Origin of the sequence: Streptomyces coacervatus (assembly GCF_029223485.1) — a bacterium.
Taxonomy (GTDB): Bacteria; Actinomycetota; Actinomycetes; order Streptomycetales; family Streptomycetaceae; genus Streptomyces; species Streptomyces coacervatus.
The window spans coordinates 140,480-154,088 of sequence record NZ_JARHTP010000013.1 but is presented as its reverse complement, the minus strand read 5'-3'; the positions used below and the strand labels follow the sequence as shown (position 1 = coordinate 154,088).

General features: G+C 69.0%; 12 protein-coding genes. 6 read left to right on the top strand and 6 right to left on the bottom strand.

Annotated features, from left to right (window positions below; all coding sequences use genetic code 11):
- Nucleotides 1–44: 44 nt before the first annotated feature.
- Nucleotides 45–1,385 (top strand): nucleotide sugar dehydrogenase, encoded by a 1,341-nt coding sequence (locus P2Q00_RS29820; protein ID WP_275776224.1) that lies wholly within the window; start codon nucleotides 45–47, stop codon nucleotides 1,383–1,385.
- Complete coding sequence (locus tag P2Q00_RS29815; protein ID WP_275776222.1) at nucleotides 1,382–2,329, top strand: NAD-dependent epimerase/dehydratase family protein; 948 nt, start codon at nucleotides 1,382–1,384, stop codon at nucleotides 2,327–2,329. Before P2Q00_RS29820 ends, P2Q00_RS29815 begins: the two co-directional genes overlap by 4 nt.
- Before the next feature lie 33 nt (nucleotides 2,330–2,362).
- Here P2Q00_RS29815 and P2Q00_RS29810 read toward each other — a convergent pair whose 3' ends face one another.
- The 6 genes from P2Q00_RS29810 to iolC are packed head-to-tail and all read right to left on the bottom strand — an operon-like array spanning nucleotide 2,363 to nucleotide 9,388.
- Entirely contained in the window at nucleotides 2,363–3,145 is a 783-nt protein-coding gene (locus P2Q00_RS29810) for a GntR family transcriptional regulator (protein ID WP_275776220.1), read from the bottom strand.
- Nucleotides 3,146–3,178: 33 nt separating this feature from the next.
- A complete protein-coding gene (locus tag P2Q00_RS29805; RefSeq protein WP_275776218.1) occupies nucleotides 3,179–4,672 on the bottom strand; it encodes a CoA-acylating methylmalonate-semialdehyde dehydrogenase in 1,494 nt (497 codons plus the stop codon).
- Nucleotides 4,673–4,701: 29 nt separating this feature from the next.
- A complete protein-coding gene (gene iolD / locus P2Q00_RS29800; RefSeq protein ID WP_275776216.1) occupies nucleotides 4,702–6,579 on the bottom strand; it encodes a 3D-(3,5/4)-trihydroxycyclohexane-1,2-dione acylhydrolase (decyclizing) in 1,878 nt (625 codons plus the stop codon).
- Nucleotides 6,579–7,469, bottom strand: a complete 891-nt coding sequence (iolB, locus tag P2Q00_RS29795) for a 5-deoxy-glucuronate isomerase (protein WP_275776214.1) — start codon at nucleotides 7,467–7,469, stop codon at nucleotides 6,579–6,581. The genes iolD and iolB overlap by 1 nt, the downstream gene beginning before the upstream one ends.
- 30 nt (nucleotides 7,470–7,499) lie before the next feature.
- Entirely contained in the window at nucleotides 7,500–8,387 is an 888-nt protein-coding gene (locus P2Q00_RS29790; RefSeq protein ID WP_275776213.1) for a Cgl0159 family (beta/alpha)8-fold protein, read from the bottom strand.
- A gap of 38 nt (nucleotides 8,388–8,425) precedes the next feature.
- Nucleotides 8,426–9,388 (bottom strand): 5-dehydro-2-deoxygluconokinase, encoded by a 963-nt coding sequence (iolC, locus tag P2Q00_RS29785; RefSeq protein ID WP_275776212.1) that lies wholly within the window; start codon nucleotides 9,386–9,388, stop codon nucleotides 8,426–8,428.
- A gap of 288 nt (nucleotides 9,389–9,676) precedes the next feature.
- On the opposite strand from iolC, the gene P2Q00_RS29780 reads away from it, so the two are divergent.
- The 4 genes from P2Q00_RS29780 to P2Q00_RS29765 are packed head-to-tail and all read left to right on the top strand — an operon-like array spanning nucleotide 9,677 to nucleotide 13,593.
- A complete protein-coding gene (locus P2Q00_RS29780; RefSeq protein WP_275776211.1) occupies nucleotides 9,677–10,696 on the top strand; it encodes a sugar ABC transporter substrate-binding protein in 1,020 nt (339 codons plus the stop codon).
- On the top strand, nucleotides 10,696–11,772 hold the full coding sequence (locus P2Q00_RS29775; RefSeq protein WP_275776492.1) for an ABC transporter permease: 1,077 nt from the start codon (nucleotides 10,696–10,698) through the stop codon (nucleotides 11,770–11,772). Before P2Q00_RS29780 ends, P2Q00_RS29775 begins: the two co-directional genes overlap by 1 nt.
- A gap of 5 nt (nucleotides 11,773–11,777) precedes the next feature.
- Nucleotides 11,778–12,689: an ATP-binding cassette domain-containing protein gene (locus P2Q00_RS29770; protein ID WP_275776210.1), complete on the top strand. Its 912-nt coding sequence runs from the start codon at nucleotides 11,778–11,780 to the stop codon at nucleotides 12,687–12,689.
- Nucleotide 12,690: 1 nt separating this feature from the next.
- Nucleotides 12,691–13,593 carry a sugar phosphate isomerase/epimerase family protein gene (locus P2Q00_RS29765; protein WP_275776209.1) on the top strand — a complete coding sequence of 301 codons (903 nt, stop codon included), beginning with the start codon at nucleotides 12,691–12,693 and terminating at the stop codon, nucleotides 13,591–13,593.
- The last annotated feature ends 16 nt before the right edge of the window (nucleotides 13,594–13,609 follow it).

Here is a 13,609-nt window from a genome sequence, read left to right as displayed (position 1 = left end):
AGTTTTTTCCATTGAAATTTTCCGCACCGACAGGAGGTCCGATCATGAAGGAAGGCGCATCGCACGAATTTCACCGGGTCGGCATCATCGGCATGGGCTACGTCGGCCTGACCCTGGCCGCGGCAATGGCCCGCAAGGGCTACGAGGTCCATGGAGTCGACGTCCAACCCTCGGTGCTGGAGTCCCTGGGGCAGGGGCGAGCCCACGTCTATGAACCGGGCGTCGAGGATGCGTTCGCCCAACTCGTGGGCAAGAACATCTTCATTGCGTCCGAACTGCCCGGCGAGCCTGTCGACGCGGCCATCATCTGCGTGTCCACCCCCGTCGACGAGGAAACGCACCGGCCGTTCCTGGAGAACCTGGCCGCGGCCGCCGAGCACGTGGCCGCTCGTTGCACGCACGACACCCTCGTCGTCGTACGCAGCACCGTGCCGGTCGGGACCAGCCGGGCGGTCGTTCTCCCGCAGCTGACGGGCGTCTGGGGCCGGGCCCGGCTGGTGATGGCGCCGGAACGGACCGTTCAGGGGCGGGCCCTGCGGGAGCTGCTCGAACTGCCACAGGTCGTGGGCGGGCTCGACGAGGACAGTCTGCGTCTCGGCCTGGCCCTGTTCGGCGGCCTCGCCAAGCAGGTTGTTCCGGTGTCCAGTCTTGAGGCCGCCGAGTTGGTCAAGCTCACGAACAACTGCCACACCGACGTGATCTACGCATTCGGCAATGAAGTGGCCGAGCTCACTGAACGGTTCGGGCTCGACCCGCTTGAAGTGATCAAGGCCGCGAATGTGGACTATCCGCGACCGGACATCCACAAGCCCGGGTACGTGGGCGGCGGCTGCCTGTCGAAGGATCCCTACATCATGTCCTCCGGAGCCGAACGCGTCGGGTACACGCCGAAATTGGTCGGTGCGGCCCGGAGGCTGAACGAGGATCTCCCGGTCCATGTTGCGAACAGAGTCGTCGAGATGATGCGCGAGACGGGCGGAACGACATTGACCGTGCTCGGCTGGGCGTACAAGGGATGGCCTCCCACCGACGACATGCGGGGCACTCCGATCGCGACGATGATGCCCGTCTTCGCGGCGGCCGGACTGCGGATCCTCGGCCATGACCCCCTGGTGGGAGCCGACGTGATCCGCGCATACGGCGGCGAGCCCGTCGACGTCCACACCGGATTCCACGACGCGGACGCGGTGCTCGTCATCACCGATCACCCCGACTACCGCAACCTCGACGTGGGCCGCGCACTGGACGGCTCCCGTGTGCGGCTGGTGTTCGACTCGTGGCGGATCCTCGACGCCGCCGAGATCGCTGCCAGAGGTGTGCGCTATGCCGGCCTCGGCTACCTGCCCGCGGCGGCTGTCACTCCGGTCCCGGCGGTGGCGACATGAAGACACTGATACTCGGCGGTGCCGGTTTCATCGGGCTGCACCTGACTCGGAGGCTGCTGGCCGAGGGGCATGCGGTGACGATCGTCGACGACTTCTCGCGTGGGCGGAACGACCCCGACCTGGCGTCCGTCGACGCCGAGGTGCTCCACGCCGACCTCACCGAACCCGCCGGCTACCGGGACATCCCGCACGGGTGGGATCAGGTCTACATGCTGGCCGCCGTCGTGGGGGTCCGCAATGTGGACAAGGATCCTGCCAGGGCCATCCGGATCAACTGTCTGGCGCTGCTCAACACGCTGGACTGGATGCGGCCGGGCGAGCGCCTCTTCTTCGCCTCCACGAGCGAGGTGTATGCCGGGGGAGTCAGCGCCGGCACCGTGCCCGTGCCCACGCCGGAGACCGTCCCCTTGACGGTGGAGGACATCACCGCACCTCGCTTCGCCTACGGGACCAGCAAGATGCTCGGCGAAGCCGCAGTGACGCACACCGCCCGGGCGAAGGGCCTGCCCTATGTCATCGGACGGTTCCACAATGTCTACGGCCCTCGGATGGGCGCGGCCCATGTGATCCCGGAGGTGGCCCTTCGCGCACTGCGCCACGAGGACCCGTTCACGGTTTTCGGCGCCGATCAGTCCCGGGCGTTCTGCTACGTGGACGACGCCGTCGAGGCCGTTCACCGGCTGATGGCCAATGAGGCCGCAGGCGGTCGGATCGTCCACATCGGCGACGACACGGAGGAGACCAACATCGGGGATCTGATCAAGCTCATCCTGCACATCACCGGCCACAACCCGGAAGTTGTGTACCGGCCCGCCCCTCCTCACTCGGTGGCCCGCCGCTGCCCCGACCTCACACGCCTGCGCTCCCTCACGGGATACGCCCCGACCGTGTCGTTGGACGAAGGCGTACGGCGAACCGTCGACTGGTACGCCCAGCACGGCTGACAGTGCGTCACAGATTGTCGCTCGTCGCGCTCGTCATGGCCTCACCAGCAGCTGGAAATCAAACGCATACCGCGACGCCCGATAGATGTGCGTCCCGTACTCCACCGGACGGCCGGTGTCGTCGTACGCGGTGCGCTGCATGGTCAGCAGGGCCGCGCCCTCCTCCTCGTCGAGGCGTGCGGCCTCCTCGGCGGTGGCGGAGCGGGCGCCGATGGTCTGGCGGGCGCTGTGCAGGGTGATGCCGGCGGTGCGCATCATCCGGTACAGGCCGGTCGACTCCAGGCGGGCGGTGTCCAGGTCCAGGAGCGTTGCGGGGAGGTGGTTGCACAGCAGGGCAACCGGCTGGCCGTGGGTGAGACGCAGCCGATCCAGGACGATCACCTCGCTGCCCTCCGCGACGGCGAGCGCGGCCGCAACGTCCGGCGACGCCGGCTCGCGCTCGTTGCGCACCACCTGGGTGGTCGGGCCCTGCCCGGCCGACTCCAGGTCGTCGTAGAGGCTGGAGAGCTCCAGCGGGCGCTTGACCTGGCTGTGCACCACCTGGGTGCCGACCCCTCGGCGGCGCACCAGCAGCCCCTTGTCGACCAGGGACTGGATGGCCTGCCGGACGGTGGGTCTGGACAGGCCCAGGCGGGTCGAGAGGTCGATCTCGTTGCCCAGGAGGTTGCCCGGGGCGAGGACCCCGTGCTCGATCGCCGCCTCCAGCTGCTGGGCCAGCTGGTAGTAGAGCGGCACCGGACTGCCCCGGTCCAGGGCGAAGTCCAGCGAGTCGAGAGCGGCCGTCGCGGCACGTGCGGTGCCGCCGGTCTTCGCCATGGGCGTACCTCCCTCTGAAGAGCTGACGGGGTGTCAGGAGTGGCTGGGGAAACCGAGGTTGATACCCGCGTCGGCCGGGTCCGGCCAGCGCGTGGTGATCACCTTGCCCTGGGTGTAGAAGGCGACGCCGTCGTTGCCGTAGACATGCAGATCGCCGAAGAGGGAGTCCTTCCAGCCGCCGAAGGAGTGGTAGCCGACCGGGACCGGGATCGGCACGTTCACGCCGACCATGCCCGCCTTGACCTCCAGCTGGAAGCGGCGGGCGGCGCCGCCGTCGCGCGTGAAGATCGCGGTGCCGTTGCCCCAGCGGGAGTCGTTGATCAGCTTGATGGCCTCGTCGTACGACTCGGCGCGGACCACGACCAGCACCGGGCCGAAGATCTCGTCCTGGTACGCGTCCGCCGTCAGTGGCACCTTGTCCAGCAGCGATACGCCGAGGAAGAAGCCGTCCTCGTGGCCGTCCACCGTGTAGCCGGTGCCGTCCACCACGACCTGCGCGCCCTGCTCGGCGGCGCTCGCGACGTACGACGCGACCTTGTCGCGGTGCTCGCGGGTGATCAGCGGGCCCATCTCGGAGGACGGGTCGTTGCCGGGGCCGATCCTCAGGTTCTTCGCGCGCTCGGCGATCTTGGCGACCAGCTCGTCCCCCGTGTCGCCGACCGCGACCACGACCGACACGGCCATGCAGCGCTCGCCCGCCGAGCCGTACGCCGCATTGATCGCGTTGTCGGCCGCGAAGTCCAGGTCCGCGTCCGGCAGGACCAGCATGTGGTTCTTGGCGCCGCCCAGTGCCTGCACGCGCTTGCCGTGCTCGACCGCCTTGAGCTGGATGTACTTGGCGATCGGCGTCGAGCCGACGAAGGAGACCGCCTCGATGTCCGGGTGCTCCAGGATGCGGTCGACGGCCACCTTGTCGCCCTGCACGATGTTCAGGACGCCGTCCGGAAGGCCCGCCTCGGCGGCCAGTTCGGCTAGGCGGAAGGAGGCCGACGGGTCCTTCTCGCTGGGCTTGAGCACGAAGGTGTTGCCGCACGCGATGGCCAGCGGGAACATCCACATCGGCACCATGGCCGGGAAGTTGAACGGCGTGATGCCCGCGACCACGCCCAGCGGCTGGCGGATCGAGGCGACATCGACGCGGGTGGAGACCTGCGTCGACAGCTCGCCCTTCAGCTGCACGCTGATACCGCAGGCCAGCTCGACGATCTCCATGCCGCGCGCGACCTCGCCCAGCGCGTCGGAGTGCACCTTGCCGTGCTCGGCGGTGATCAGCTCGGCGATCTCGTCGCGGTGCGCGTCAAGCAGCTCGCGGTACTTGAAGAGGATCGCGGTGCGCTTGGCCAGGGAGGAGGCGCCCCAGCTCTCGAACGCGACCTTCGCGGAGGCGACGGCGGCGTCCACCTCGTCGACGGTGGCGAATCCGACCTGCTTCTCCTGTGCGCCGGTCGCCGGGTTGTAGACGGCGCCGTGGCGGCCGGAGGCGGACTCGACGGGCTTGCCGCCGATCCAGTGGGTGATGGTCTTCATGGTGCAAGGGCCTTTCGGATACGGGGAGTTCAGAGGTGGCGGCGCTGGTCGGCGACCTGACGGTCGTACTCCTCGCGGGCCTGTACGGCGGCCTCGCGGGAGGCGGTCGCGGCGACCGGCACGTCCCACCAGGCCTCGGCCGGGGGAGCGGTCGGGGTGGCCGTGTCGGTCTCGACGTAGACGCAGGTCGGGCGGTCCGAGGCGCGTGCCGCGGCGAGCGCCTCGCGCAGTTCGCGCACGGTCTTGGCGCGCAGTACGTCCATGCCGAGGCTGCCCGCGTTGGCGGCCAGGTCGACGGGGAGCGGGGCGCCGGAGAAGGTGCCGTCGGCGGTCCGGTAGCGGTATGCGGTGCCGAAGCGCTCGCCGCCGACGTATTCGGAGAGGCCGCCGATGGAGGCGTAGCCGTGGTTCTGGATGAGGAGGAGGTTGACGGGCAGGCCCTCCTGGACGGCCGTGACGATCTCCGTCGGCATCATCAGGTAGGTGCCGTCGCCGACCAGGGACCAGACCGGGGTGTCGGGGCTGGCCTGCTGGACGCCGATGCCCGCCGGGATCTCGTACCCCATGCAGGAGTAGCCGTACTCCAGGTGGTACTGGCGGGGGCTGCGCGCCCGCCACAGCTTGTGCAGGTCACCGGGGAGCGAACCGGCCGCGTTGATCACCACGTCCTCGTCGCCGACGACCGCGTCCAGGGCGCCGAGCACCTGGGTCTGGGTCGGTACGGCGTTCTCGTCGTCGGCGGTGAAAGCAGCGTCAACGACCTGCTCCCAGCGTTCCTTGCCGGCGCGGTACTCGGCCTCGTAAACCGAGTTCACACGGTGATCCGAGAGTGCCTCTGTCAACGCTGTGAGCCCTGCCCTCGCGTCACACACGACCGTCCGCGCCGCCAGCTTGTGGGCGTCGAACGCGGCGATGTTGAGGTTGACGAACCGGACGTCCGGGTTCTGGAAGAGGGTGTTGGAGGCGGTCGTGAAGTCCGTGTACCGGGTGCCGACGCCGATGATCAGGTCGGCGGTGCGCGCGATGTCGTCGCAGACCGCCGTGCCGGTGTGGCCGATGCCGCCGAGGTCGGCGGGGTGGTCGTAGCGCAGCGAGCCCTTGCCCGCCTGGGTCGAGGCGACCGGGATGCCGGTGGCGTCCACCAGCGCCTTCAGCGCCTCCTCGGCCTTGCTGTGGTGGATGCCGCCGCCCGCGACGATCAGCGGACGCTCGGCGGCCCGGATCGCCGCGACCGCCTCCGCCAGCTCGAACGGGTCGGGCGCGGGCCGCCGTACGTGCCACTCGCGCTCGGCGAAGAACTCCTCCGGCCAGTCGTACGCCTCGGCCTGCACGTCCTGGGGGAGGGCCAGGGTCACGGCGCCGGTCTCGGCGGGGTCGGCGAGGACCCGCATGGCGTTGAGGGCGGAGGGGATCAGGGCCTCGGGGCGGGTGATGCGGTCGAAGTACCTCGACACCGGGCGCAGGGTGTCGTTCACCGACACGTCGGCCTCGGTCGGGTGCTCCAGCTGCTGCAGCAGCGGGTCGGCGGCGCGGGTGGCGAAGTAGTCGCCGGGCAGGAGCAGGACCGGCAGACGGTTGATCGTCGCCAGGGCGGCGCCGGTGACCAGGTTCGTCGCGCCGGGGCCGATGGACGTCGTCACGGCCTGCGCGGAGAGACGGTCGAGCTGGCGGGCGTAGCCGACGGCCGCATGCACCATCGCCTGCTCGTTGCGGCCCTGGTGGTACGGCATGGTGTCCTCACCCGCCTCCAGCAGGGCCTGGCCGATCCCGGCAACGTTGCCATGACCGAAGATTCCCCAGGTACCGGCGATGAGCCGGTGGCGCACGCCGTCGCGCTCGGTGTACTGGACGGACAGGAAACGCACCAGGGCCTGGGCGACGGTCAGGCGGCGGGTGGTGGTGCTCATCAGGACTTCTCCGGTGCCGTGTAGAGGGGGAGGCGGGGGTCGACGGGCTGCTCGGGCCAGGTGCCGCGGACCCAGGCGTGATCGGGGTGGTCGCAGATCAGCCAGGCGCGCTCGGGCTCGGGGCCCGCCATGACGTTGAGGTAGTACATGTGGTGGCCGGGCACGGCCATGGACGGCCCGTGCCAGCCGTCGGGGATCAGTACGACGTCGCCGCCGCGCACTTCGGCCAGGACGTCCGTGTTGCGGCCGTGCCCGGAGGGGGAGACGCGCTGGTAGCCGAGGCCGGGGGTGCCGTCGTGATCGGCGAACTCGAAGTAATAGATCTCTTCGAGCACCGATTCTTCACCGGGCCGGTGCTCGTCGTGCTTGTGCGGCGGGAACGACGACCAGTTGCCGCCGGGCGTGATCACCTCGACAGCGATGAGCTTGTCGCACTCGAAGACCCCTGCTGCGCCGAAGTTGTTGACCTGGCGGGAGGAGTTCCCGGTGCCGCGCAGCTCCACCGGTACGGACGAGGCCGGACCGTAGCGGGCGGGCAGGCGCCGGGTGCAGCGCGCGCCCGTGAGCGCGAAGCGTCCGCCGCCGGCGGAGGTGACCGTCGCACGGGCGTCCCTCGGCACATAGGCGAAGTCGCTGACACCGCTGAACACGCTGTCGCGGCCGGTGAGTTCGAAGGTGTCGTGGCCGAAGTCGTCGGCCGCCGCGACCGTGCAGCCGCCGCTCAGCGGCAGCACGATCCATTCGCTGTCGCCGGTGTCGAAGGTGTGCGTGCCGCCCGGCGGGAGCTCCAGGACGCGCAGGCTGGAGTAGCCCCAGCCGGCCTTCTCGGGCGTCACCTCGACGACGTACGGGCCGCCGAGGGCCTTGCCCGCGGGAAGGTGGTATGTCATACAGCACTCCTCCGAGTCACAACAAGAACGTCACAGCAGACCCACGGCCGTGTCGACCGCCGTCTCCACACTGCCCCCGGCCGGGTAGAGCAGCGACCGCCCGACGACCATGCCTTGCACGGTCGGCAGCCTGAGGGCCTTGCGCCAGCGCTCGTACGCGCCCGCTTGTTCCTCTGCGGACTCGCCCACCTCGCCGCCCAGCAGGACGGTCGGCAGGGTGGAGGTCTCCAGGACCTCGCCCATGGCGTCCGGGTCGTCGGTGACGGGGAGCTTCAGCCAGGTGTAGGCGGAGGTGCCGCCCAGGCCCGCGGCGATCGCGATGGACTTGGTGACGGCCTCGGCGGACAGGTCGTTGCTGACCCTGCCGTCGATCCGGCGGGAGATGAACGGCTCGACGAAGAGCGGCAGCCGGTGTGCGGCCATGTCGTCGATCGCGCGGGCCGTGGACTCCAGCGTGGTCAGCGAGCCCGGGTCGTCGTAGTCGATGCGCAGCAGCAGCTTGCCCGCGTCGAAGCGGAGGCGGGCCATGTCCTCGGCACGGTGGCCGGTGAAGCGGTCGTCCATCTCGAAGACGGCGCCCGCCAGGCCCCCGCGGTTCATCGAGCCCATGACGACCTTGTTCTCCAGCACCCCGAGCAGCAGGAGGTCCTCCAGGATGTCGGCGGTGGCCAGCACCCCGTCGACGCCGGGCCGTGAGAGCGCGATGCACAGGCGCTCCAGCAGGTCCGCCCGGTTGGCCATGGCGAGTCTGCGGTCGCCGACGCCGAGGGCGCCGCGGGCCGGGTGGTCGGCGGCCACGATCATCAGACGGCCGCTGTCGCCGATGAGCGGGCGGCGGGCGCGCCGGGCGGCCGCCTCGGCGACGGCCTCGGGATGCCGGGCCCTGACCGAGACGAGGTCGGGGATGCTGAGGGACAAGGGGAAGCTCCGTTTCAGGGGGTGGCTCGCGCGAGGGTTCAGGCAGTGGCCCGCGCGAGGAGGTCCTCGACCTCGGCCTCGGTGGGCATCGCGGACGAGCAGGCGAGTCGGGAGGCGACGAGGGCTCCGGCCGCGTTGGCGTACCGCATGATTTCGGCCAACTCCCAGCCGGACAGCAGCCCGTGGACGAGGGAGCCGCCGAAGGCGTCGCCGGCGCCGAGGCCGTTGGCCACCTCGACGGGCACCGGGGGGACCTCGGCGGTGGTGCCGTCGCGGTGCACCGCGAGGACGCCCTTGGGGCCCTGCTTGACGACCGCCAGCTCCACGCCCGCCTCCAGCAGCGCCTCGGCGCAGGCCCGCGGCTCGCGGACGCCGGTGGCGACCTCGCACTCGTCGAGGTTGCCGACCGCGACCGTGACGTGCCGCAGGGCCTCCGCGTAGTACGGGCGAGCCTCCTCCGGGTCCTTCCAGAACATGGGGCGCCAGTCGAGGTCGAAGACCGTCGTACCCGCCTTGGCGCGTGCCTTGAGGGCGGCGAGCGTGGCGGAGCGGCTCGGCTCCTCGCTCAGACCGGTCCCGGTGATCCAGAAGACCCGGCTCGCCCGGATGGCGAAGTAGTCCAGCTCCTCGGAATGTATCTCCAGGTCAGGGGCCTTAGGCTGCCGGTAGAAGTACAGAGGGAAGTCATCCGGAGGGAAGATCTCGCAGAAGGTCACCGGTGTCGGGTACGCGGCGACGGGCGCAACCCAGCGGTCGTCGACGCCGAACTCCTTCAGCGCCTCGTGCAGATAGGCGCCGAAGGGGTCGTCCCCGGTGCGGGTGATCACCGCGGTGTTCCGGCCGAGTCGGGCGGCGGCGACCGCCACGTTGGCGGCGGAACCACCGAGGAATTTGCCGAAGGTCTCGACCCGGGCCAGGGGGATCCCCGATTGGAGAGGGTAGAGATCGACCCCGATACGGCCCATAGTGATCAAGTCGAAGGACTGGTCTGACTCGGTCATGCGCGACGCTCCTCGGGCTGGGGGATGCGGGTCCCAGAGGGCCTGCCGCCTCCCAGGTGTAGGCCTCGGAGGGCGACGCTGTCAATAGTTTGTACTTACATTCGGACTAGCTCGTGAAATGATGTCTTAACAAAGTATTGACAGCGGGCGCGGCCGGGGGTTTGATCCCGTCCCAGGCCGACCGCCGCGTTTGCGGCAGACGACCCGGGCATGCCAAGATCCCGGGCCCTGGATCTTCGTGATCTCTTCTCCCTTTCCCCCGCAACGCACAGTGAGGTGCCAGGAAAGATGGACCGCTCTTCTCACCCCCGCTCCCGCAGAATCGTCCCCGTCGTCGCGGTGGCTGCGGCGGCTGCCCTGACCCTCGCCGGCTGCTCCAGCAGCTCCGGGGGCAAGAAGTCGGAAGAGGGGGGTGCCAACGCCTCGGCGGGCAAGGCCACCACGCCTCGGATGACGGTCGCGCTGGTCACCCACCAGTCGCCCGGCGACACCTTCTGGGACATCGTCCGCAAGGGCGCCGAGGCCGCCGCGGCCAAGGACAACATCAAGCTCATCTATTCGGCCGACCCGAACGCGGGCAACCAGGCCACCCTGGTGCAGAACGCGATCGACCAGAAGGTCGACGGCATCGCGATCACCCTCGCCAAGCCGGACGCCATGAAGACCGTCGTCGGCAAGGCGACGTCGGCGAACATACCTGTGGTGGGCCTCAACTCCGGTGTGAGCGACTGGAAGAAGCTCGGCCTGATGGAGTTCTTCGGCCAGGACGAGAGCGTGGCCGGTGAGGCGTTCGGCAAGAAGCTCAACTCCCTCGGCGCCAAGCACACCGTCTGTGTCATCCAGGAGCAGGGCAACGTCGGCCTCACCCAGCGCTGCGACGGCGTGAAGAAGACCTTCTCCGGCAAGACCGACGTCCTCTACGTCAACGGCACCGACATGCCGTCCGTGAAGTCGACGATCACCGCCAAGCTCAAGCAGGACTCCTCCATCGACTACGTCACCGCACTCGGCGCCCCGTACGCGCTGACCGCGGTGCAGTCGCTCGCGGACGCCGGCAGCAAGGCGAAGGTCGCCACCTTCGACCTCAACAAGGACCTGACGACCGCCATCAGCAAGGGCACGATCCAGTTCGCGGTGGACCAGCAGCCGTATCTCCAGGGCTACCTGGCCGTCGACTCGCTCTGGCTCTACAAGAACAACGGCAACTACATGGGCGGCGGTGAGCAGCCGGTGCTGACCGGTCCTGCCTTCGTCGACAAGAGCAATGTCGAGGCCGTCTCCCAGTTCGCCGCGAAGGGCACTCGGTGATTGGTATGACCCAGCATGCTGAGCCGGCGGTGACCTCACCGCCGGCCTCCGGCCCCAAGCAGACCGACGGGCGCACAGCCGAACGGCCGCTGGTGGTCAGGCTGTTGGCCCGTCCCGAGGTGGGTGTCTTCCTCGGTGCGGTAGCGGTGTACGTGTTCTTCCTGATCGCCGCTCCGCCGGTGCGCGACGCCGGTTCGATGGCGAACATCCTCTACCAGTCCTCGACCCTGGGCATCGTGACCATCCCGGTCGCCCTGCTGATGATCGGCGGCGAGTTCGACCTGTCCGCCGGTGTCGGGGTGATCACCTCGGCGCTCACCGCCAGCATGATCAGCTACCAGCTCACCATGAACGTATGGGTCGGTGTCATCGCCGCCCTGGTCGTCTCGCTCGCCATCGGCTTCTTCAACGGCTGGATGGTGGTCAAGACCGGCCTGCCCAGCTTCCTGGTCACGCTCGGCACCTTCCTGATCCTGCAGGGCGTCAACCTCGCGGTGACCAAGCTGGTCACCGGCAACGTCGCCACCGACGACATCAGCAACATGGACGGCTTCGACCAGGCCAAGAAGGTCTTCGCGTCGTCGTTCGACATCGGCGGCGTGCAGGTGAAGATCACCGTGTTCTGGTGGCTGCTGTTCGCGGCGATCGCCACCTGGGTGCTGCTGCGCACCAAGTACGGCAACTGGACCTTCGCGGTCGGCGGCAACAAGGACAGCGCCCGCGCCGTCGGCGTGCCGGTCGCCTTCACGAAGATCTCGCTGTTCATGCTGGTCGGCTTCGGCGCCTGGTTCGTCGGCATGCACCAGCTGTTCTCCTTCAACACGGTGCAGTCCGGCGAGGGCGTCGGCATCGAGCTGATCTACATCTCCGGAGCGGTGATCGGCGGCTGCCTGCTGACCGGCGGCTACGGCTCGGCGATCGGCCCGGTCTTCGGCGCGTTCATGTTCGGCATGGTGCAGCAGGGCATCGTCTACGCCGGCTGGAACCCCGACTGGTTCAAGGCCTTCCTCGGCGTCATGCTCCTCGGCGCCGTCCTGATCAATCTGTGGGTCCAGCGCACCATGACCCGGAGGTGAATCCGATGACAGACAAGAACAGCGGAACTCACGGAGCCATCCTCCAGGACGCCGCACCGGAGAAGGACGGCGTGATCGTCGAACTGCGCAACGCGGGCAAGGCGTACGGCAACATCCGCGCCCTGCACGGCGTCAGCCTGCAGGTCCGCCCCAGCCAGGTCACCTGCGTGCTGGGCGACAACGGCGCCGGCAAGTCGACGCTCATCAAAATCATCTCCGGGCTGCACCAGCACACCGAGGGCGAGTTCCTCGTCGACGGCACCCCGGTGCGCTTCTCCACCCCGCGTGACGCGCTGGACAAGGGCATCGCCACCGTCTACCAGGACCTGGCGACGGTCCCGCTGATGCCGGTGTGGCGCAACTTCTTCCTCGGCTCCGAGATGACCAAGGGCCCCTGGCCCGTGCGTCGTCTCGACATCGAGAAGATGAAGAAGACCGCGGACGAGGAACTCCGCAACATGGGCATCGTCCTGGACAACCTGGAACAGCCCATCGGCACCCTCTCCGGCGGCCAGCGCCAGTGCGTCGCCATCGCCCGCGCCGTCTACTTCGGCGCCCGCGTGCTGATCCTGGACGAGCCCACCGCCGCGCTGGGAGTGAAGCAGTCCGGCGTGGTGCTCAAATACATCGCCGCCGCCCGCGACCGCGGCCTGGGCGTCATCTTCATCACCCACAACCCGCACCACGCCTACATGGTCGGCGACCACTTCAGCGTGCTCCGCCTGGGCACGATGGAACTCTCCGCCGAGCGCAGCCAGATCACCCTGGAGGAGCTGACCAACCACATGGCCGGTGGCGCCGAACTCGCCGCACTCAAGCACGAGTTGTCCCAGGTGCGCGGCGTCGACGTCGAGGAACTCCCGGAAGAGAAGGACCTCACCGCACCCGTGGCGGCGACCCCGGAAGGAACCTCCTGACATGACAGGTGCACTGGACCGCATCCGGGTCGGATCGGCCCCTGACTCCTGGGGCGTCTGGTTCCCCGACGACCCCCAGCAGGTGCCCTGGGAACGCTTCCTCGACGAGGTCGCCGAGGCCGGCTACCCGTGGATCGAGCTGGGCCCCTACGGCTACCTGCCGACCGACCCGGCCCGCCTCACCGACGAGATCAACAAGCGTGACCTGAAGGTCTCCGCCGGCACGGTCTTCACCGGCCTGCACCGCGGCCCCTCCGTCTGGGAGTCCACCTGGGAGCACGTCAGCCAGGTCGCCGCACTCACCCAGGCCATGGGCGCGAAGCACCTGGTCGTCATCCCGTCCTTCTGGCGGGACGACAAGACCGCCGAGATCCTGGAGCCGCAGGAGCTGACCGGCGAGCAGTGGGCGTATCTCACCAAGGGCATGGAGCGGCTCGGCCACGAGGTGAAGGAGACGTACGGCCTCGACATTGTCGTGCACCCGCACGCCGACACCCACATCGACACCGAGGACCACGTCGAGCGCTTCCTCGACTCGACCGACTCCGAACTGGTCAACCTCTGCCTGGACACCGGGCACTACGCCTACTACGGCGGCGACAGCGTCAAGCTGATCGAGACCTACGGCGAACGCATCGGCTATCTGCACCTCAAGCAGGTCGACCCGGAGATCCTCGCGGACGTGGTCAGGAACGAGACCCCGTTCGGGCCCGCCGTGGCCCAGGGCGTGATGTGCGAACCCCCGTCCGGCGTACCGGAGTTGGGGCCCGTGCTGGAGGCCGCGCAGAAGCTCGGCGTGGAGCTGTTCGCCATCGTCGAGCAGGACATGTACCCGTGCGAGCCGGACAAGCCGCTGCCGATCGCGGTGCGCACCCGCAAGTTCCTGAGATCCTGCGGCGCCTGACCCTCCGAAGGGGGAC

Excerpts from the sequence above, each read along its gene's own strand:
- P2Q00_RS29765 (WP_275776209.1), top strand. The coding sequence starts at position 12,691 with ATGACAGGTGCACTGGACCGCATCCGGGTCGGATCGGCCCCTGACTCC.
- P2Q00_RS29805 (WP_275776218.1), bottom strand. The coding sequence starts at position 4,672 with ATGAAGACCATCACCCACTGGATCGGCGGCAAGCCCGTCGAGTCCGCC.
- P2Q00_RS29820 (WP_275776224.1), top strand. The coding sequence starts at position 45 with ATGAAGGAAGGCGCATCGCACGAATTTCACCGGGTCGGCATCATCGGC.
- P2Q00_RS29770 (WP_275776210.1), top strand. The coding sequence starts at position 11,778 with ATGACAGACAAGAACAGCGGAACTCACGGAGCCATCCTCCAGGACGCC.
- P2Q00_RS29780 (WP_275776211.1), top strand. The coding sequence starts at position 9,677 with ATGGACCGCTCTTCTCACCCCCGCTCCCGCAGAATCGTCCCCGTCGTC.
- P2Q00_RS29815 (WP_275776222.1), top strand. The coding sequence starts at position 1,382 with ATGAAGACACTGATACTCGGCGGTGCCGGTTTCATCGGGCTGCACCTG.
- iolD (WP_275776216.1), bottom strand. The coding sequence starts at position 6,579 with ATGAGCACCACCACCCGCCGCCTGACCGTCGCCCAGGCCCTGGTGCGT.
- iolB (WP_275776214.1), bottom strand. The coding sequence starts at position 7,469 with ATGACATACCACCTTCCCGCGGGCAAGGCCCTCGGCGGCCCGTACGTC.
- iolC (WP_275776212.1), bottom strand. The coding sequence starts at position 9,388 with ATGACCGAGTCAGACCAGTCCTTCGACTTGATCACTATGGGCCGTATC.
- P2Q00_RS29810 (WP_275776220.1), bottom strand. The coding sequence starts at position 3,145 with ATGGCGAAGACCGGCGGCACCGCACGTGCCGCGACGGCCGCTCTCGAC.